Source organism: Streptomyces sp. NPDC002868, from assembly GCF_055563295.1.
Map to the genome: position 1 here is coordinate 1 of NZ_JBVHDR010000040.1, position 19708 is coordinate 19708.

The following is a 19708-nucleotide window of genomic DNA, read 5'->3' on the forward strand; positions in this document are numbered from 1 at the left end:
GGACCACCCCCCACTTCCGCAGACGCGCGGAACTCTCGTCGAAGTACTCCATGGTGTAGGTCAGAAGAGGCATGACGCAGCAACCTACCGCCTCGAACACAGATGGAGATCGACCGGTCGATCGCCCGCCGCGGATGCCGAGGGAGGGACCGGCCGCTCAGCCGGGACAAGGTCTTGGCGCGGCTCGCCGTCTCGGCGAGCTCTGACCCGCGCGGCTGGAGCGGCTCAGCCGCGCCGGCCCTTGCCGCGGATGGGGCGGATGGGGCGGCAGCCTTCAGCGTGAACGTGCCGCCGTCCTCACCAAGTTGCGCCACGACGCCTATCTCGGTTTTGTCTTGGCGGTCGTGCGGGCCGACGACGTCCTGCACGCCATCTCTGTCGGCGACCGGGATGGCAACGTCCTGCGGACCTGGGCGCTGCGGGAACTTCAGGGCGACGAAGGCACGGATGTGCCGATTCCCGATTATCGAAGAATCTCCGCACCCCTTGTAATGGACGGCCTCGCCGGGACGTTCCAGTTCTGGGAACAGCCGGTCAGCATGTTCGACCTGCGGGACTTCGCCCGCGACTGTGGTGACGATGTCCTCTGTGCGTTTCCTCGAAGAGAGTGGTGATCACTCTCGCCACTTGATGGAGCAGCCCATGCTCGGCCGGTGGGGTTCAGGGACCGGCTCACCGGCTAGGACGTGAGTGATCGCGGCGTCCAGCAGTTCACCGGTGACTGGCTTGCCACTTCCCGGTGTGGACTCGTCCATCGCTCCCCGGTAGGCCAACCGGCGCTGGGTGTCGTAGAGGAAGAAGTCCGGCGTGCAGGCGGCCTGGTAATCCCGGGCGACGGTCTGGTCGGTATCTACCAGGTATGGGAAGGTCCAGCCCGCCCGCCCGGCCTGCTCAGCCAGGCGTTCGGGCCGGTCGTCCGGATAGGCGTCGGCGTCATTGGTGCAGACGCCCACCACCGCCAGGTTCGGGTACCGGGTGAGCAGTCTGCCGAGCCCGGCCTCGACATGGCGCACGTAGGGGCAGTGGTTGCACAAAAATGCGACCAACAGCCCAGGAGCGGTGGCAAAGTCGTCACGGCGGACAGTCCGGCCGACCAGATCGGGAAGCGCGAAGTCCGGCGCGGGTGTACCCAGGGGCACCATCTGTGACAAGACAGCCATACTGCCATGCTACGAACTTCGCACCGCATATCCGAGTCGGCTCACCCTTCCTTGGCCCCGGCGTTGACGGCCGCGGGCGCCGTCGTCGCGGTGATCGTGGCGGTGATGCTCACCAAGTAGACGGCAAGGCGGGACGCGGAACGTCGTTCCGGGTCGGGCGACTTCCCTGGAGCGCCGGCCCGGTGAAGGAGCGCGCCCCCCGGGGGGAGCAGGGGGCGGGGAAGCGACACCGCGCTTCGGGGTTTCCGTTTCTCCGGTGGCCTGGGGAAAGGGCTCTGTGCGGTCTGGGTGTGCTGCCGCGGGTGTGATTGCGGTCTGGCCTCTGCGGCAGCATGCCGGCGCTCGGGCATCGTCACCAGGTGGCTGCCCGGCGAGCGGACCGACCCGGCCCGCCGCACGGTGATCCCTTCGGACGGCGGCGAGCCCGTCGTGCTGGAACTGACACCCGGAGCAAAGCCGTCCGTTGGCCCGTGGAGCGCTGTCTACGGAGTGGGGATGTCCAGCGTCGTACAACCAGGCGCCCACTCGGAGCAGCTGGTGAGCTGAGCGAGCGGGACCGCCGACGTCTGGGCCGTGCAGCCGGCCCAGCCCGCAGCGCTGAGGCCCGCTCGGCGGCCTCTCGGCACATCATCGTTCACGTCTCCTTGGGACCACTGCCATCCGGCGGGTCATCAGCGGTCTCCTCCCGCTGCATGGAGCAAGCCGAGCATGACGAGAAGGAGGGCTACGAGCTTGAGGACCTCTGCCGGGGTCCAGCCGTACTGCAGGGCCAGGACCACGATGGCGGTGACGGCCGCCGGCCAGGAGCGAGGGGGAGGGGTGGGCAGGCTCACGGTGCGTCTCCAGCAATTGGTGTGAATGGGTGGAGGCACAAGCTGCGGCCTGATGTGATTGCCCATCTGGTCCAGAGGCCGTTGGTGCAGGTGAATCGTGGACAATCCCCAGGTTGTCCATGGACGGAAGGGCGAGGCAGCGCATGGCGGGGCGCACGTACGGGCCGTTAAAGGGAGAGACGGCAGAGGCCAACGATCTTGGTCGGTGGCTGCGGAATCTGATCTCGGGGGTGATGACCCAGCGCGGCCTCGAGGATGCCTTCCCCGTCAGCAAGTCGCTCTGGAGCCAGTACTTGAGCGGAGAGAAGCTCATTCCGGAACCTCTGCTGGAGCAGGTGGTGCGTGCCTGCGTCCGCGAGGAACGGCTACGAATACATCGCCTGGAGCAGGGTCGAGACCTGCTCGCCAGGGCCCGGGAGGCGCAGAGGGGCAAGAAGGCTGGACTGCCTGTCGAGCGGAAGCCGGGGTCTGCGGGTGAGCTGCATCTGCGGCTCGACGAGGCGCGCAGGGGACAACTGGAGGCCGAGCGGGCGGTCTTCGGGGCCGGGCAGCTGGTGAACCTGCTGCTCGGTCTGGTCGCTTCACTGCAAGAACGGTGTGCCCGGCTGGAGGCTGAGCGCGACCGGTTCAAGGTGAGTGCCCAGTCCGAGCTGCAGCAGGACCTGCAGCAGGAGCTGCAGCAGTCTCAGCATCGGCTGGAATCGGCAGAGAGGCTGGTCTCCGAGGCGCGGCGGGAACGCCAGGAAGCCGAGGAGATCCGCCTCGCCGCACACCAGATGGTCGAGCGGGAACGCCGAGCCCTGCAGGAGCTTGAGGAGGAACTGCGCGAGGAGGGCGCCGGGCCCGATCGGCAGGTGGTGCCCGAGCAGCCACGCAGTGCTGAGGCGCTTGGTCTGCCGTCGCTGCACGAAGTTGATCAGGTTCTGGAAGCGTCCAGCGCACAGCTCGCGGACGGAGACAACGAGCTCGCGGCCCTGCGGCAACGAGTGGGACTCACTCACTCCGAGCCGGCAGCCGACGAACCGGTCATTGTCCGCGGCGAGGTCGTGGCCAATGCGGACAATCGCGTGAGCAGCACCAACGTAGCGCCCGGCGACCAGCAGAAGGCACCGGGGAGCTCTGTGGGCGCGGTGGTGGACAGCGGCTCCGCCGTGGGTGCCGACAGGCAGCCGGCCTGGCCCGCGATGGCTGCCCCGCGTTCGTGGTGGGAGACCGTCGAGGCCGTCCTGTTCCCGCGCACCCCAGACCGGCGCGTGCGGCGCCTGCTTCGTGGCCGGGTGGGAGCGACGGTGACGGGAGCTGTAGTCGTCAGTGCCGTGGCCGTATTTGCTCAGCCCGTTGCGGAGGCGTTGTTCAATCGGCCCGGCCGGCACGACGACTCCAGCGCGTCGGGGAAAGGCACCAGGAGCGGTTCACCTGGCGGATCATCCTCTGCCGCCAAGACCGAGGGCATCGAGTGCGGCGCCAACGGCGGGCTCGCCGGCGCGGGCTCGACCGCGCAGAAGTTGGCCATGGACCAGTGGACCGAGCTGTTTCTGGCTGCTTGTCCCGGTACCACGATCACTTACTCCGCCGTCGGCTCGGGGGACGGCATCGATGACTTCCTCCGCAGCGAGAAGGTGGCCTTCGCCAGCTCCGACGCTGCCCTGAGGCCGGAAGAGGTCGAGCAGTCCAAGGAGGTCTGCGAGGGAGGCAGGGCCATCAACCTGCCGATGTCCGCGAGCCCGATCGCCATCGGTTACAACGTTCCGGGTGTCGAGAAGCTGGTGCTGGACGCTCCGACCATCGCCAAGATCTTCAACAACAAGATCAAGAAGTGGAACAACCCGGCGATCGCCGCGCTGAACAAGGGCGTCACGCTGCCCGACACGGGGATTCAGGCCTTCCACCGCCCCGAGGACTCCGGCACCACGCAGAACCTCGGCAAGTACTTCGGCGCCACCGCCAGGGCCGAGTGGCCCTACGAGGCCGAGAAGAAATGGCCGGCCCCGGGCGGCCAGGCCGCGGCCGGCTCCTCCGGTGTCGCCGCGCAGGTCAAACAGACCGAGGGCTCGATCGGTTACTTCGCGCTCTCCTACGCGACCTCGCAGTCCATCCCGACCGTGAAGCTCAACACGGGCAATGCCGCCCCGGTTGAGGCCACGTCCGAGAACGCCTCCAAGTCCATCGCCGCCGCCCAGATCAAGGGCACCGGCAAGGACCTGGCCCTGGCCCTGGACTACACCACCAAGGCCGAAGGCGCCTACCCAATCAGCCTCGTCACCTACGCCATCGTCTGCGACAAGGGAAACAAGCCAACCACGCTGAAGACCCTCAAGGCCTTCTTGAACTACACCGTCAGCGAAAAGGGCCAAGACTCTTTGCGGAAGCAGGGCTACGTCCCGATCCCCGCCGAACTTGCAAAGCAGGTCCGGACGGTCATCGCCAGCCTCGCCTGACAGCCCGCACGGTCGCGCTCCACGCCGTGTGCGGTCAGCCGGGGTTGTCGTGGAGCGGGGCGGCTGTGGGGGATGCGTGCGTTAGCTGCGCAACCCTCGGTGAGCAGCGTCTTTTCGGGGCTCGGCGGCGAGCTGTGGTGGCCTGCACCGGTCGGCGGTTAGGGGCGCAACTCTCGTGAACGAGTGCTTCTGCGGACATCTGGACACATCGCATCGCGTTGTGTCGTGTGGCTGGGCGTACGCATTACTGCGCGCTCTGGCGTTGGCAGGCGACCCGGCGTTGGCTTCTCGGGAGCCTGGTGTGCTGGCCTTAGGGCGTCTGTGCGCGGCTGCGGATCGTTCGCGTTCCCTCGGTGTCCTGTGGGTTGGTGGGCGCAGCTGGCCAACCGGGCTTCTCCACAGCCGAGTCGAGTGGTACTTCTGCTGCCCGGCTGGGTGTCGTTCGGACGCTGGGGGACTAAATGACCGGGCAGGACCACGGGGCTGGCATGGACCGCGTTAGCGAGATGACGCAGATGCGGCACCTGGCCGCCATGGGGGTGCCCTGGTCGACGAGTTCCCGGGCCCGGGCCGCGATACGCAGCTGATAGCGGGAGTAGCGGCGGTGTCCGCCCTCGGAGCGGAGCGGGGTGATGAGGCGGGCTTCGCCGATGGCGCGGAGGAAGCCCTGGGTGGTGCCGAGCATCTCGGCGGCCCGGCCCATGGTGTAGGCGGGGTAGTCGTCGTCGTCGAGACGGCTGTACGAGTCGTCTGCTGTCATTGCACCTCTCTGTGGAACGCGTGGAGGGGCCCTGGTGCCGTACGGCACCAGGGCCCCGAAGGAACTGCTACACCATCTGCCGGCCCCGGTACTGCGCCGGCCTTCTGTGTCCGCAGACCCGACCGAGATGCTGTCGGCGGCGCGGGGATCGCGGTTGCTTGACCGGAGACCACCTCACTATCGATGTCCTGCGGTACCCGGGCTCATGACTTCCGCCCGGGCGATCCTGGGATGGCGCTTGGCTCCTCCGTTCTTCCCTCGGTGATCAACTGCTTACCAAGCGGGGGACTGCGTACTGCTGGTGATGCGAACTGCTCAGTGGCCTGCGATAGCGCCACTCTTCGGCAGCCAGCCCCGTCGCCCATCTTGCGTCTGCTCTGGCTTAGAACCCCACTGCCGAACCTCCCGGTGCGCGCGTCCGCAGCCGACGCCTTCACCGAGGTACTGCTCACGGCGGCCCCTGATCACTGCGGGCCACCCGGTCCGGTCGTCAGTCCCGTCGCCGTCCTGCAACAACCCTGGCTTCGGAACTCCACCACCGCACCGTCCTGTGAACTGCAACTGCGGGTACTGCTGCCCGGCAGTTCGTCTCTGCCAGGCCCTGCGGTCTCTCTGGGCTACGAGAGAAACCATAACCACACCACCGCCCAAAGTCTACTCCGGCCAACATAGATTTTCGTGTGTTCGACGGTGAGGTAATCAACCTCGAACAGCGATGGAGGGCGGGAGCAAAGCCGTCACCGCCGGGTTAACGGGCCGCAGGCCGGGGCACGAGCCCCCGGGCAGACACGACCGGGCATTGACGATCCAGAGACCAGGTGACCTGATGGACACGATGAGCGTCAACGTCGCAACTCCCCGCTCCGCGACATCCGTCGCCGGCGCATGCGACAGCGCCCGGGATTTTCTCGAAGGGCTCGGAGGGCCGGCGATCGCAGCCTGCCCCCTGGACCTGACCGCGCATCCGGACAGCATCGAGGAGAAACGGTCACAGGCGGACGATGACCAGGGCGATGTCATCCCAGCTACCGCTGGTGACGCCCAGATGGGCCAGCAGCGCATCGGCGACTTGTTCAACGGGGAGGGTGCTGTACTGGGCGAGGGCGTCGGTCAGCCGGGCCAGGCCGGTATCGATGTCTTCACCGCGGCGTTCGATGAGGCCGTCGGTGTAGAGCACGAGGGTGTCCCCCCGGGTGTAGGACAGGCCGGCCTGGGGGCGGGGGACATGTTCCGGTCGGGCGCCCAGCGGCGGGTCTGTGGCCTGGTCCAGCAGCTGCCAGCTGCCGTCTGGATGGAGCAGTACCGGCGGCGGGTGGCCGGCGTTGCTGTAGATGATCAGTCGGCTGCGCGGGTCGATGAGCACTTTGGCTACGGTGCTGGCCAGCGCGCCGTCGACCGATCGGGCGTACAGGCCGAGTACCTCCAGGGCCTGTGCGGGGCTGGGAACGGCCCGGATGGCTGCGCTCAGGGCGCTGCGCAGCATGCCCATGACGGCGGCGGCCTGCAGGCCGTGGCCGACGACGTCCCCGATAGCGATGGAGTAGCGGTCGGGCGGCAGATCGACCACGTCGTACCAGTCGCCGCACACGTTGAGTGATCCGCTGGCGGGCAGGTAGCGCACGGCGATGTTCCGGTGCCTGGCCAAGTCGGGCGAGTGGAGCATGACCCCCTGCAGGGTGACGGCGATTTCACGTTCGCGGGCATGCGCCTGGCGCAGTTGCTCGTTCAGCTGTTCCAGATCGTGCGACCGGGCGTAGACCTGGGCCGCGATCGCTGTTGCCTGCTTGCTCAGCGGCGGGGTGAGGTCCCGGATGACGGGGGAATGCATGAACTCGGTGACGTCGTCGGCCCGCGCGATGATCCATTTCACGGTGCCGTCCGGCCCCAGGACGGGGCTGGACATCCCGCACCACCATCGCTCCTCGACGTCGCCCGGCCGCCCGGCGACGGGAATGTCGAATCGCTGCGGTGCCACCACATCGGGCTCGCGGGAGTCCAGCACGCGCTGGAGTGAGGCGCCGAAGTCACGCGCCGCGTCCGGCGCGGCAGGCGTGTCCGGAAATGCCTCCAAGATGTACCGCCCGGCCAGTTCTTCGCGGGTCCTGCCGGTGCCCTGGAGGTAGGCCCGGTTGGCATAGCGGACCACCAAGTCGGCGTCCAGCACCAGGTACGGGTTCGGCGCGGCGTCGAACAGCTCCTCGAAATCGATCTCCGCTGTCGTCACGCGCGTGCCCTGCCGATCTTTACGAGCGCAACCGCTTTCATCTCCAACCTACGAGGTATCCGCCAGGTGCGCCCGCCGGACGACTGCCGATCCGTTCCGCAGGGCACCGGCCTCACCGCACTGTTTCATGGTCCACGCCTGCTAATCACCACCAGGGTTCGGACGGCTCGCCAAGGCGCTCGCTGGACTGCGTCGCGCGCGTGGGGAGCGAGTTCACAGGGGCCGCTGAACCGCTCTGACCTAGGGTCTTCAGAACCTGCTCGCGCTGGGGATCACACGCCGGATTTCGGGGTGTCGCCGACACCCCGCCTGCCATCCCGGAGTATGGAACTGCGTTGCTTACAGAGGCCGTCATGCATAGTGCTGCATGCCTGCCGGTTGTCCGACCGCAGGGGACCGGGCTGAGGGTAGATGGGACGGGGTACGTCACCAAGTCGCAGAATCACGGCGATTGTCGTGGCCGTGGTGGGGATCGTTTCGACCCCGCTCTTCTGGCTGCTTGACGGGCCGAATACCGGGCAGCTGGTGGGTGCTTCGGTACAGGCTGTCACAGGGGTGTGCGCGTTAGTGTGGGCATGGCTCCAGGCGACCCCGCCGGCAGCCGGATCGCAGGACGTCGCTCTGCGAACGGGACAGGCTGAGGCGACTGCTGGGGGTAAGGCCCATACGGGCATTCGCCGTCGTGGCGGCTCGGACAGCGGAGCAGCTCGTGCGCAGCAGACGGGAGACGCTAGCGCCCGCGGCCGTGGCAGCAGTGCTGGCACCGGCGTCGATTACACCGACTAGACCCAGCATGGCGTCGAGCGGAAGGCTGAAAAAGCAAATGAGGTGGCGTCGGGCACAACCGTCCCGGTCCCGGAAGGGCAAAGGCGAATCGGCTCCATCTCTGAGCGTCAACGAAAGTGGTAACACCGTCGCCACAGACGGTGGCAGTGCGCTGAGCGGCTGTCGCGGCTCGGGGATTCGTTCCACTGCGGACGCCGCCGGGGCAGCAGTGCGTGTGGAGAAGTCAGGCGATGCCATCGCCTCGGCCTCCCACGCAGTGGCTATCAGCGGCCACGTCAGCCACCTGACGATCTCGCCTCCTGTGCCGCAGGCACCGGTGCACTGGCCGTTACGGCTGGGGTCAGTACCTGTCCTCGCATCCGCGTTCCAGGACCGGTCCGAGGTACGGGCCCGGATCGACCATGCCCGGATCGACCATGCCACGGTCGTACTGACCCAGGTCTTTCCGGAGGCGGTGGGGTAGGCAAGACCCAACTGGCCGCCGCCTACGCCCACCAGGCACTGCCTGACGGCGTCGACCTGGTGGTGTGGGTCGACGCCAGTGAGGTCGAGCAGGTCGTCGGCCGTTACGCCCACGCTGCGCGCTGTGTGAAGACCCCGGAGAGTGCGCAGAACCAGGAGCCAGGAGACCAGGCGAGGGAGTTCCTCCAATGGCTGGCTACAACCTCACGCTCGTGGCTGGTGGTTCTCGACGACATCACCGACCCCGATGCGATGCAACCTTAGCGGCCACCACCCTCAGCCTTCGGTCGCGGCCGAGTCCTGGCGACCACCCGCCGCCACGATGCACTGCTGTCCGGCGGCGGCCGTGCAGTGGTAGACGTCAACACCTACAGCGCAGAAGAAGCCAATACCTATCTGCGTGAGCGCGCCTGAACTCGGCCGGCACTGCGCCCGGATGGGCGCGCAGCCACTCCTCCAAGGTGTCGGCCTTGCGGTGGGGCAGCACGTCGATCCGCTCGTGGGTCTCGGGTTCGATGTCTTGCCCGGGCTGAATGGTCTGGACTCTGAGGACCGGATCGAGGGCTGGAACTAGGGCCTCGGTGGCGATGGCCACAAGTTGGGACGGGGCAGCGCCACTCTGCAACGCAGTCACATACTCGACGACTTCCGCGTGGGCGAGTGATGGAACCTGTTGGCGCAGCAGGTGCATGGCGTGGATCCGTCCAGGAGTGGCTGCTGCCTGACGGATGTCATCGTGCAGGTCGTCCACCGCGGTCCGAATGGTCATTTCCCGGATGCGGGTCCGGTAGTCGGCCATCAGTACGCCGCCAGGGCACCACGCAGGCCCACTCGGGCCAGTTCCGTCAGCGCCTCGGCGCGGTCCCGGAAGCCGTGTGCGCCGTACGGCTCCACGGACGCCAGCGCCCGGGCCGTGTCGCGTAGCCCCCGCTGCAGCTCCGTCGAGCACCCGTCGTCCGCCGAGAAAGCCACCGTGCGGGCGTCGGACCACAGGTCCGCGCCCGGGTCATCGGCTAGTTCGCGCCGGGCCCGGACCTCCTGCCACGCGCCGGACACCCGGGCTCGCGCCGCATACGTCACGTCGGCCCCATCGACCTCGATCCGGCCGTCCGCCAGCAGCACCCGGCCGCCCCACGGCTCGTGGTCGACGTGCCCCACCAGCCGCGCGCCGGGCGAGGGGGCACCGCCCGCGGGCAGCGGCAGTTCGACGGTGACGTCCAGGACGAGTTCGGCGCCGTCGAGCTCGCCCCGCATCCTCTCCTGGAAACGCACCCCGCGCGGCGGCTCCTGCATCGCCGTACACGTCGGGTCCTTGGGTACGCCCGACGGGTCGGCACGGCCGAGGTAGTCCCATGCGTCCCGGTAGCCCATCGCCACCAGGGTGTCGGCCGAGATCCGTCCGGCCAGGAACTCCGGGTCGAGCGGCAGCGGATACCGCGGCTTGACCACGTGCAGGACGAACGGTCTGCGCGCGGCGTCCAGTTCGGCGAAGAGCGCCCCGCAGGCGCTCATCTCGATCATGTGCACGTACTGCTCCAGCGGCCCCTCACCCCAGTACGGCGAATTCCCGATGCACCAGACCAGCCACACCTCCTCGGCGCCGCGGCGGAGCGCCTCACCCACATTGGCGTCCTTGACCCACACCGCGTCGGTCCAGATGCGCGGGCCGCGCTGCAGGGGCGGGAGGAACAGGGGCAACGACATGCCGGCCGCCATCAGTTCCAGGTCGATGTCCGTATGGGGCACGGCCACGCAGGTCTTGGTGGCAAAGTCAACGATGTTGAAAGTGCCCGCCACGGGCGAGGAGCGGACCGCGTCCGCTTCGATGCCGAGCGCGGGAAGCACCCTGTGCACCACACCGTCAGCGTCGCCGAAGGCGGGCAGTGCCCAGGGCCCCTTCAGATAGTCCGTGAGCGGCAGCAGCGAGCTGAAGTCGCGTACGCGCAGTTCGGACCATCGCCTGCCCATCTCCGCCGGGTCCTGCCCCGACAGCAGCATGCCCGCGGTCATGATCCCGCCCGAGGTACCGTCGACATGGTCGAAGGCCACACCGTGCTCCCGCAGTGCCCGCACCACACCGCTCTGCCAGGCGACCCGCATACCGCCGCCCGCCAGGAGCAGCGAGCGCCTCACGCTCCGGCCCCCGCGGCGCGCAGCATCCCGGCCCGGTGCCCGAGCCGCCGCCACATCAGCCAGCAGAGCAGGGCGGTGGCCAGGTCGAAGAACGCCACCAGCAGCGCAAGCGGTCCGAACAAGTCCCGGGCGACGCCGATGCCCACCAGGGCGAAGGCACCAAACTTCTGCAGGCCCGCCCACAACAGCAAATAGGGCGGCGGAGTGGCCGAGAGCAGCCCCTGGATGAGCAGGCCACCGATGATGATCATGAACATGCCGACAGTTGCGAACAGATGTCTGCTGGTCGCCGTCGAGTCCACCGACAGAAGGTCCAGGATTGGGCCCGGCGCAATCAGCTGGCACACGCCGGTCAGGACCGTCACGGCACCGATGAGCACGAGTACGAGGCAAAGCGGGTCGCGGGTGACTCGGCTGGGCAGCAGGCTCACTTGAGGGCTCCAAGCAGGTCGCCCTTGGCGACGATGTACCAGACGATCGCCGCCCAGGTGATCGTGGCGCCGACGAACCGGATGTCGTTGAGCTTCATCCAGCGCACCAGCAACGGCGTGAGCCCGGCCATGCCGTCGAACTCACCGCCCCGGATCCTCTTGTTGACCGGAACGATGATGCCCTGGCCGACCCACGTCAGCATGAAGATGCCAGCCAGGCAGACCGCCGACAGGACGACGTACCAGTGGCCCCACTCGCTCCACACCAGAATGATCCCGGAGATGAACATCGGGGGGACCGCCACCGTGAAAAACCTGGTCGCCAGCGTGGTGGGCACACCGAAGTGGTCGTCGACGTTCTCCGGGGTGAGAACTCGCCAGGTGGGATAGAGAAAGAATCGCAGCACCCACATGGTGCCCATGTACATGGTCGCGCCGAACAAGAAGTACAGCGTGTTGATCAGCAGCCACGTCTCTTTCATGAGCGGGCCCGGACATCGATGCTCGGCGGCTCCGGCCAGACCTGCGACAGGCCGAGGCCGACGACGCTGTCCAGCGGGTCGCCGTACGTTCGCCCCGGCTCGTCGCTGGTGAGGAACCAGCACTCGAAGTGGTCGTCGAGCACGCCCTGGGCAGAGGTCAGGTACACGGTGAACAGCGGGTCGGTGGCGATCCGCAGATCGTGCAGCCCGGCGACCTGGGGGGCGTCCCCGACCACGAGACGCGCCCGCGCCCGCCTGCCGAACGCGACATCGGCCTTGCCGTCGAAGTAGATGGACGACTTCATCAGCATGCCGCGGAACGCGCAGTAGTTCACCGCTCCCACGCGCAGCGGCAGCCCGGTCGCGGGCGGACGCTCGATCTCGATGTACATCCCAAGGTGTCCGTCGACCTCGTACTGGCTCGACACCGCGGAGTCGCTCACCTTGAAGTCCAGGTTGGCCTGGTGCTTGGGCATCCCCCAAATGCCCTTGCCGCCCTTCACCGAGATCTCGCTGCTGACCGGCAGGTCCACGACGTACTGCCCGGTGCGGAACGTGCCCCGCAGCAGTCCCGGCAGCAGAGGCGGAGCCGGCCGGGACCCGTGCGTACAGGCGATCGCGATGGAGTACTCGATGTACCGGCCGATGTCGGTGCGCAGGTAGTTGACGACCGTAATGACGAGCAGCCCTTTGCCGCCTGGGAGCGCGACGGGGTGGAGCTCGCTGCCGGGAAGCATCCGGGCAGCAGCCTCGCGGTCGATGGTGAACCCCGCCATCAGCGCGGGCGTGTCGACCGAGTCGACCGGCAGGGCGAACGGGATGCCGTCGACCAGGGCGTGTCGTCCGGTGAGCCGGCGCTGCCGACGCGGTACGGGAGACGGCACGACCGACAACCCCAGCCTGGCAAGGGGCAGGATCCGTTTCATCGGGCGAGCTCCTCAAGAATGAGTGGGTAGGTGTCGTCGGCCGCGCGGCGGCCCAGGAACACGTCGAGGTGTCCGTAGCCGGGCAGAAGGTGCAGGCTGTCACGGCCGGGCCGGTGCCTCTCCAGGAAGTCGTAGGTGCGTTGCTGGCTCTCGGCCAGGAAGCACCGGTTGTCCTCGCCGGCGAGGAGCACGATCCGCGCGTCGGTCCGGGGCGCCTTTTCGGCAAAGGACTGCGGCAGTCCCGCGATGCCCTCCATCGAGACGAGTTGGCCAGCCTGGATACACCGGTTCATCTGCGTGAAGAACGTTATGGGGACCTCGGCGAACTCACCGCGGATCCAGTCGTGGGTCGCCTCGTCGAGATTCGCGTGGGACCACAGGGCAGGCCATCCGCTGCCATAGGTGAAACTGACCATGCGGCACACCGAGTTACGACACTCCGGATGGGTCGCGCGAACGAACCAGACCATGAGCCGGGAGAGCGCGCCGGCCGGTCGGTCTCCCCATCCCGGTGAGATGTACGGCATCAGCCGGCCGACGACCGGCGCGACGCGGCCGATCTTGAAGGTGGACAGGCGGGGAACGACGGGGTGCAGCGACACCGCGTTGCTGACTACCGTCTCCACCTCGGGAAGCAGCCCCGCCGACAGCGCCATCATGAAGGACGTCGAGCCCTGGCAGTGCACGACGGCCTTGAGCCGGTCCGCGCCCGTGGCCGACAGCACCCGGGCCACCGCGGCTGGATGGTCGTACGCCGCCGCCTGGTCCAGGGTCCAGGGCACCGGGGCGAGGTCGATCGACGCGCGCCAGTTGAGCAGCCATACGTCCCAGCCGTCGTCGATCAGGGCGTCGACGAAGGTGCGTCGCAGCGGTGGCCGGAACAACTCGGCCCGCACCCCTGCGCCGTGCACCACGAGGACCGGGCCGCGGGTAGGCGGTTGCCGGCCCTGCACGTGTACCAGCGTCAGCGGCCGTCCGTCCAGCGCGGTCAGCGGCTGCACCTCAGTGACGTGATCGTGGCGGGTCGTGCGGGGTGAAGCGGGCCGCGGCGTACCGGTCATGGTGTCCTCACCTTCCGGGCGATCACGACGGGATCCTCGATCAGGCGGGCGGCCGGGCGGCTGCTGGGAACTGGCCGCCGCCACCTGGCCGCCGGGTGGTTCTCGACATCCTGAAGGTCCCAGTCGCGGCAAATGCCCTCGAGTACGAGCGGATAGAGGGTGAGGATGCCGTCCGGCGCGATGTGCATGCGGACGAACCCCTTGTGGTCCTCGATCGACTGGGCCGACATCGCCCACTCGGCGACCGCGCCACCGCGCGCCCGCAGTACCCACAGAGCGAAGAGTTCGGAGCCCACGGCTGCGCCCGCGAGAGCGGCGCTGCCGAGACACACCAGCAGTACACCCCAGCCGGGCCAGCTGACCGGAAAAGGAATGGCCGTGGTGAGCATGGCCGTCAGGGCGACAGCGATCTGAGCCAGCGAGGCTGTCAGCGCGCTGGCCCGTGCCGGGTGTCTCCGCCTGCGAGTCAGGAAGAGGCTCCAGGCACGCCTCAGGAGCAGCGCCACCACGACCATCAGGCCCACCCCCACGAACCACAAGAGGTCACCGGCACCTGAGCGCCGAACAGCGGCGACGGGACTGCGACCGCCTTGCGACAGCGCGAACACAAAGCTGAGCAGCAAGAACAGGCCTGCGTGCACCATCCCGGCCGTCAGGGCGAACCCCCGATTGCGTCGCGGCAGCCAGTGGGGTGACCACGGCTTCGCGACGCACCGGGCGATCGAGCGGGACTCCTGCTCACTGGGGTGAATGTGCTGCGCGCGGGCGAACGCTGACGGCGGGTTGTCCTTCTGCCGCATCCGCGAGGTGCTGGGTGGCAGGGGAAGGGACGTGGGCAGCCGGTGCGTGGACGCCAGGAATGCACCGCCCATCCCGCACGTCACCATCTGGCGCCGCCGCGGATCCGGCGGAAGCGGGTCGTGGTCCCCGAACGGCTCCCCGGGGAACCGTTCCGCGTACCGGGAGTAGTGGTGCTTGTCGCCAGTCAGCCACAGGCGGATCGACGCGCCGGTCTGCACCCGTTCTCCGGTCTCCCGGTCGAGTCTTGTCCGGATGATGTTCCGGTCGAACCAGTGGAGTGCGTTGAAGGCGTTGACATCATCGTGGCTCTTGACCCACGTTGGCTCTGCGGAGCAGACGATCACACCGTCGCCTGGCAGCAGCCCCGCCGAGAGGTGGGATTCAAAGTATCGCCGCTGGGGGTCGTCGAAGTAGGACCCGAGCTGACTGTCCAGGCCGACGAGCCACCAGCGCTGCGGCAGCTGCACGACGAAGTAGCTCCGGGTTTGCCGGGTCTGCCAGCCTCCGATGCGCCGCCCTTGGGCGAAAATCCGCAAAAAGGCGGTAAGGCCGTCGTACCAGTCATGGTTGCCGGGTAGCGCGACCAAGAGCGGCTGGTCCTCCGCTGTCGGAAGAGCGGCCCGGTACGGTCCCTTCATCCGGTCCTCGTACGCCGTCGCTGAGGCCACCGGGTAAGCCTCGTCCCCGCCGAGTACGAGCAGCGAGCCCCGGCGCAACGGAAGGGATGCGCCGACGTCGAGCTCGTCCGCCGCCAGGGTCCACGCCACTGAGCTCGTCGCGTCGAAGCCGTCACCGAGGTCGGAAACGTAGTCGACCCAGATCTCCTCGGCGCCGGGGTTCTTGAGCGGTGCCGACAGGAGACTGCTCTCGAGCGCTCCCTGGATCTCCCGCTTGTCCGAGTAGTCGGCAAAGACGGCGGCCAGACCGGCCTTGACCGCTGTACGGGCCAGTTCCCTCGGGGCAAGCCACCGCACCGGATCCTGCGGGGTGAAGCGCAGTTCGTCGGCGTGCTTGCGCAACTCCCGTACGTTCACGTCGGCTCCCCGGTCGGCGCCAGGTGGGAGCCGTAGACGTCCCACAACTCGCCCAGGAAGAGACGGCCGAAGCTCTCCAGTGCCTGTACGCGATGCGGCCCCACGGCGCGGACGGTTGTCAGCTGCTGGACGAAGTCACCGGCCAGGATGACGAGAACCCCCGCACCGAGCACCGGTACGGCGCCGCCACCGTTGCCGTCGGGCGGTACGTGTCCGGTGAGCATGCGGACGTAGAGCGTCGAGGTGTCGCTCCACACGTCGATGCCCGGGTCGTCGTGCACTTCCTTGTGGCCCACGAGCGTGAGCGGACTGCCGCCCGGGTCGCGCAGGTGCAGCGTGTACAGCATCCGCCGCCGGCTCGGGTCCTCGCCGCGGGTGAACAAGTTGAACCAGCCGCCCTCGACCGGAAGCCGGCCGCCGAGTACGTCGCAGTCGATATGGCCGGCGGCCCTGGCCAGGTGCTCCGGGTCCGCGGTGAAGCGGTCGACGTCGTCCGCGGTGATGGTCAGCCGGAACGACAGCCGCTGGTTCAGCGAGCGGCCGAGCGCCCGTCCCTCCTCGGGGTCGTCGACGTCGAGTGCCACATACCCCTTCATCTCCTCGGTGAAGGAGAGGCTGGTGGGATGTTCGCTGTTCGCGGCAGCGGCTGGGACGTCCGCGAGCGGCGCTGGGGCGGTGGCAGCTGCCTGCTGCGCGACGCGCGGCGCGGCAGGCTCCCCGAGGATGTGATGGCAGGCCCGGTCGGCGAAGGCGGCAATCGTGAGCGACGGGTTCGCGCCCACCGGGCCCGGCAGCACAGCGCCGTCGAGCACGTACAGTCCCGGGAAGCCAAAGACTTCGCCGAACGAGTCGCACACGCCTTCCCCGGCATGGCGGCCCATGGGCGCGCCGCCGAGGGGATGCACGGTGACCACCCGGCGGGTCCACCACAGCGGGTTGTCGCGGAATTCCGCGCCGAGCACGCCCGCCATGTCGCTCATGGTCGACCGCACGCGCTCGAAGTAGCGGCGCGACGTCTGAGTGGTCCAGTCGATGTCGAGGTAGCCGCGGCGCAGGCCCATCCGGCCGTCCGGAAGATCGCGGCCCATGCCGAGCAGGGGCAGCGACGAATCCGAGAACACGCCCGGTCCGAGGAGCAGCGCGAGCCGGCTGCTGATGTTGCTCTGCGGGTTGAACCCGAGGCGGGACCGCAGCCGGTGCAGGCCGAATCCCACGGTACGGCGGAGGCTGCCAGGCACTTGCGCCGCCTCAGCGAGCCAGTCCACGAACGTGGGATAGCCCGCGTCCTCGACGTAGAAGCCGCGTCCCGACGAGCCGTCCCCATCCAGCTCATCGCCCACGCGGACGGCGCTGGTGATCACCGGTCCTGTGCTGGCCGCCAGCGTCCGCGGTCCGCGTCCGGCTCCGCCGGCCGCCTTGAGGACCAGGCCGAGGAGATCGCCGTTGCCGCAGAACCGGGTGCCGAGAGCCGGGCTGATGCCGGGCAGCGCGGAGCGGTTGCGCAGGAGCAGGTACGTCGATCCGAACGAGCCGGCCGCCAGCACCAGACGCTTGCAGTTGATCCGGTGCACCGGCAGCTTGCCGGTCGGGGTGCGGTGGCCCTCGTCGGCCGCATCGTGGAGGACGTACCGGACCTCGTAGCCGCCGCCGGGCCGGGGCGCGAAGCCGCGCACCTCACAGCGCGTGCGGATGTCGGCGCCGCGGTGCCGCGCGGCCGACAGGTAGGTGTGGTCAAGGGTGTTCTTGGCTCCGAAGTTGCAACCGACGTCGCATTCGCCGGACAGCCGGCAGGTTTCGCGCGGCAAGCCGTGGATGTTGCCGTACCACGGCTCGGGGACGGGCGCTCCGGGGACCGGCACCTCGCCGCGGCGGCGGGCGAATGCAACGGCGAGGGGCGGCCGTGACACCTGCAGGCCCAGCCGGTCCGCCGCTTCCTGCATTGCGACGGTCTTCGGCGTGTCGTTGTAGGGGTACGGTGTGGCGCCGAGCATCTTCTCGACGTCGTCGTAGTGCGAATCGAGATCACGGCGGCTGATCGGCCAGTGCTCGTAACCCCCGCCCGGCAGCGGCGACTCGTGCACGAACCACTTATCGTCCTTGCGCAGCAGGACGTTGGCGTAGATGAGGGAGCCGCCGCCGAGGCCGCTGGAGACGACCCCCTCCAGACCGCGGAAGGACCAGATGTCGAACAGCCCGTGCAGGCCCTCGCTCGGGTCCCAGAAGTTGCGGGCCATACCGGCCGGCGTGCGGGGGAAGCTGCCAGGCGGGTACGGCTTGCCGCGCTCCAGAACCACCACGGACAGGCCGCCGTCGGCGAGTCGGTAGGCGGCGACTGAACCACCGAAACCGGAGCCGACCACGACGACGTCGACCTCGGTTCGGCGTTCGATTTCGGTTTGCCTGTGGAGCCGTTCGGTCGTCATGGGCAGTTCCCTTACGACGAATATGCATAAGCCGGCGCGAAATGGATCTTAGTTCGCTTTTCGCAGGCACACCAAGCAGACGGCGCGTCCGGGCGACGGCGGCCGAACGCCCGCAGTGCCGCGTCGCGGGCATCGATGGCTTCGGCGTCCTCCGAAGCCGCCTCGGGACTGCTGGCCGACCGGCCGGCGCGGCTCGGCAGCGGCACGGTGGTGCTTGGTGGCAGCGGGCTGACCGGCACTGAGTCGGCCGCGGAGATCGCCGAGCGGCACCCGGAGTTGAACGTCGCACTGCTGGGCCGGCAGGAACCCGGTGCGACCATGGACCCGAAGGCCAAGGCATATCTGCAGGCCGCCCTCGAGCGCCTGGGTGTCCGGGTGCGCAGCGGGATCGAGGTGGTGAAGGTGCTGCCCGATTCGGTCGAGCTGGCGGGCGGGGAGAACATTGCCGCCGATGCCGTCTTGTGGACGAGCAGTACGCGGGTGTCGCCGCTGGTCTACGGTCGACGAGCGCGGCCGCATCGTCACCGACGCCGCGCTGCGGTCGCTGTCGCACCCTGATGTGTATGCCGTGGGCGACGCGGCCGCGATCCGCCAAGGCTACGGCATCGGCCCCTTGCCCGGCCTGGCATGCAGATAGGCGTACAAGCCGGAGACGTTCACGTGCCCGAGGACGTCTGCGGTGCCGCCGTCGAGAGCGCCCTCAGAGGGCGAGGCGCCGGCCCCGCAGCGCCTCTTCCGAGAGTCCCAGCATCGGGTCGGGGTCACGGGATTTCGAGGACGTCGATCTCGAAGCCCGACCCTCGGATATTGCATCGGACGGGGGGTTGCCGCAGGTCGCGAGATCAGCGGAATGTCGCTGCACTCATACACGTTACACAGAATCCGGGCGCTGCCGCGTCGGCGGCGCCTCGCTGCTCCGGGGCGCCTCGGTGAACAGCGAGTCGGCGGCGGCTGGCCTGGCGTCCGTTGGGGTGCGTGACGAGTGTCGGTCCACCAGGGCGGCGGCGTTGTCATGGGACGCTCGCATCACTCCGCACGGGTCCACGTCCCCAGGACCGTGACCGTTCAAGGCGGTCCCGGGGACGCGCCGTGCGAGTCCTGACGTGGGAGGCCCGGTGGATGTCAGCACGTTCTACGCACTCTTCTCGGCCACCTGCTTCACGCTGGTCGGCCTCTGGTGGAACGTGGTGCAGGGGCACCGGGACTGGCTGCGCGATCCGGCGCTGCGCCGGATCGTTGGTGGTATCTATCTCTCGTTCCTGCTCCCCGCGCTCATGGGCCTGTTTGCGCAGGTCGGCGGCACCGAGACCCCGGAGATCTGGCGGTTCAGCTTCGTGGTGCTCGCCGTGATCGGCTGTGTGTCGACGCTGCGCCTGACCTGGCACAGCCGCCCAGACGGCCCGTCCGTGTTCCTGCCCCTGGCGCAGGCGGTGGCGGCCCTATTTTACGCCTTGATCGCGGTGGTGGGCGCGGAGCCCGAACTCGCCGACGTCGTCGACCTGAAGCCGATCCAGGCCGAGGCGGTTCTGCTGATCCTGCTGGTCGTCCTGGGCCACGGGTTGGTCTGGAGGTTCATGGCCGGCGAAGGCCGGCCCGCCGACGCGGACTAACCTCGCCGTTCCGGTTGGGGTGATGAGACGTCGCGAACGACACTCGGGGATGGAAGTAGGCGCACCAGTCCCGTACTGCCGGGTTGAGCCGGAGCAACAGGGCGTCGAGCGGCTGATTCGTACCGACCTCTCGGCACAGCGTCT

At 68.5% G+C, this 19708-nt stretch carries 18 protein-coding genes; 6 read left to right on the plus strand and 12 right to left on the minus strand.

Features of this window, described 5'->3' with window-relative positions; translation table 11 throughout:
• The first annotated feature begins 305 nt into the window (after positions 1-305).
• On the plus strand, positions 306-614 hold the full coding sequence (locus tag ACZ3H8_RS39045; protein WP_467409913.1) for a hypothetical protein: 309 nt from the start codon (positions 306-308) through the stop codon (positions 612-614).
• Here ACZ3H8_RS39045 and ACZ3H8_RS39050 read toward each other — a convergent pair whose 3' ends face one another.
• Positions 615-1160: a thioredoxin family protein gene (locus ACZ3H8_RS39050; protein ID WP_467409916.1), complete on the minus strand. Its 546-nt coding sequence runs from the start codon at positions 1158-1160 to the stop codon at positions 615-617.
• 671 nt (positions 1161-1831) lie between these two features.
• Positions 1832-1993: a hypothetical protein gene (locus ACZ3H8_RS39055; protein ID WP_467409917.1), complete on the minus strand. Its 162-nt coding sequence runs from the start codon at positions 1991-1993 to the stop codon at positions 1832-1834.
• Positions 1994-3246: 1253 nt separating this feature from the next.
• Here ACZ3H8_RS39055 and pstS point away from each other — a divergent pair.
• Positions 3247-4431, plus strand: coding sequence for a phosphate ABC transporter substrate-binding protein PstS (gene pstS, locus ACZ3H8_RS39060; RefSeq protein WP_467409944.1), 1185 nt, complete (start codon positions 3247-3249; stop codon positions 4429-4431).
• A 457-nt stretch (positions 4432-4888) separates the two neighbouring features.
• Here the strand turns inward: pstS and ACZ3H8_RS39065 are convergent, their stop codons facing one another.
• Both ACZ3H8_RS39065 and ACZ3H8_RS39070 read right to left on the minus strand, forming a co-directional pair.
• Positions 4889-5191: a MerR family transcriptional regulator gene (locus tag ACZ3H8_RS39065; protein ID WP_467409919.1), complete on the minus strand. Its 303-nt coding sequence runs from the start codon at positions 5189-5191 to the stop codon at positions 4889-4891.
• Between the two features lie 988 nt (positions 5192-6179).
• On the minus strand, positions 6180-7415 hold the full coding sequence (locus ACZ3H8_RS39070) for a PP2C family protein-serine/threonine phosphatase (RefSeq protein ID WP_467409921.1): 1236 nt from the start codon (positions 7413-7415) through the stop codon (positions 6180-6182).
• Between the two features lie 1000 nt (positions 7416-8415).
• On the opposite strand from ACZ3H8_RS39070, the gene ACZ3H8_RS39075 reads away from it, so the two are divergent.
• Together ACZ3H8_RS39075 and ACZ3H8_RS39080 are read left to right on the plus strand one after the other, a co-directional pair.
• Complete coding sequence (locus ACZ3H8_RS39075) at positions 8416-8664, plus strand: hypothetical protein (protein WP_467409923.1); 249 nt, start codon at positions 8416-8418, stop codon at positions 8662-8664.
• Positions 8665-8675: 11 nt separating this feature from the next.
• Positions 8676-8927 carry a hypothetical protein gene (locus tag ACZ3H8_RS39080; RefSeq protein ID WP_467409945.1) on the plus strand — a complete coding sequence of 84 codons (252 nt, stop codon included), beginning with the start codon at positions 8676-8678 and terminating at the stop codon, positions 8925-8927.
• 97 nt (positions 8928-9024) lie between these two features.
• Here ACZ3H8_RS39080 and ACZ3H8_RS39085 read toward each other — a convergent pair whose 3' ends face one another.
• The 8 genes from ACZ3H8_RS39085 to ACZ3H8_RS39120 are packed head-to-tail and all read right to left on the minus strand — an operon-like array spanning position 9025 to position 17954.
• The gene (locus ACZ3H8_RS39085) at positions 9025-9462 is read right to left on the minus strand and encodes a hypothetical protein (protein WP_467409924.1); all 438 of its coding nucleotides are present in this window, start codon (positions 9460-9462) and stop codon (positions 9025-9027) included.
• A complete protein-coding gene (locus ACZ3H8_RS39090; protein ID WP_467409927.1) occupies positions 9462-10796 on the minus strand; it encodes a patatin-like phospholipase family protein in 1335 nt (444 codons plus the stop codon). Before ACZ3H8_RS39090 ends, ACZ3H8_RS39085 begins: the two co-directional genes overlap by 1 nt.
• Positions 10793-11227 (minus strand): hypothetical protein, encoded by a 435-nt coding sequence (locus ACZ3H8_RS39095; protein ID WP_467409929.1) that lies wholly within the window; start codon positions 11225-11227, stop codon positions 10793-10795. The genes ACZ3H8_RS39090 and ACZ3H8_RS39095 overlap by 4 nt, the downstream gene beginning before the upstream one ends.
• Positions 11224-11709: a hypothetical protein gene (locus ACZ3H8_RS39100; RefSeq protein WP_467409931.1), complete on the minus strand. Its 486-nt coding sequence runs from the start codon at positions 11707-11709 to the stop codon at positions 11224-11226. Before ACZ3H8_RS39100 ends, ACZ3H8_RS39095 begins: the two co-directional genes overlap by 4 nt.
• Positions 11706-12635 carry an acetoacetate decarboxylase family protein gene (locus tag ACZ3H8_RS39105; protein ID WP_389195816.1) on the minus strand — a complete coding sequence of 310 codons (930 nt, stop codon included), beginning with the start codon at positions 12633-12635 and terminating at the stop codon, positions 11706-11708. Before ACZ3H8_RS39105 ends, ACZ3H8_RS39100 begins: the two co-directional genes overlap by 4 nt.
• A complete protein-coding gene (locus ACZ3H8_RS39110) occupies positions 12632-13696 on the minus strand; it encodes an alpha/beta fold hydrolase (RefSeq protein ID WP_467409935.1) in 1065 nt (354 codons plus the stop codon). The genes ACZ3H8_RS39105 and ACZ3H8_RS39110 overlap by 4 nt, the downstream gene beginning before the upstream one ends.
• Positions 13693-15531 carry a hypothetical protein gene (locus ACZ3H8_RS39115; RefSeq protein ID WP_467409936.1) on the minus strand — a complete coding sequence of 613 codons (1839 nt, stop codon included), beginning with the start codon at positions 15529-15531 and terminating at the stop codon, positions 13693-13695. The genes ACZ3H8_RS39110 and ACZ3H8_RS39115 overlap by 4 nt, the downstream gene beginning before the upstream one ends.
• Positions 15528-17954, minus strand: a complete 2427-nt coding sequence (locus ACZ3H8_RS39120) for a GMC oxidoreductase (RefSeq protein ID WP_467409939.1) — start codon at positions 17952-17954, stop codon at positions 15528-15530. The genes ACZ3H8_RS39115 and ACZ3H8_RS39120 overlap by 4 nt, the downstream gene beginning before the upstream one ends.
• 135 nt (positions 17955-18089) lie before the next feature.
• Here ACZ3H8_RS39120 and ACZ3H8_RS39125 point away from each other — a divergent pair, with 135 nt between their 5' ends.
• Both ACZ3H8_RS39125 and ACZ3H8_RS39130 read left to right on the plus strand, forming a co-directional pair.
• On the plus strand, positions 18090-18512 hold the full coding sequence (locus tag ACZ3H8_RS39125) for an FAD-dependent oxidoreductase (protein WP_467409940.1): 423 nt from the start codon (positions 18090-18092) through the stop codon (positions 18510-18512).
• Between the two features lie 557 nt (positions 18513-19069).
• On the plus strand, positions 19070-19564 hold the full coding sequence (locus ACZ3H8_RS39130) for a hypothetical protein (RefSeq protein WP_467409942.1): 495 nt from the start codon (positions 19070-19072) through the stop codon (positions 19562-19564).
• The last annotated feature ends 144 nt before the right edge of the window (positions 19565-19708 follow it).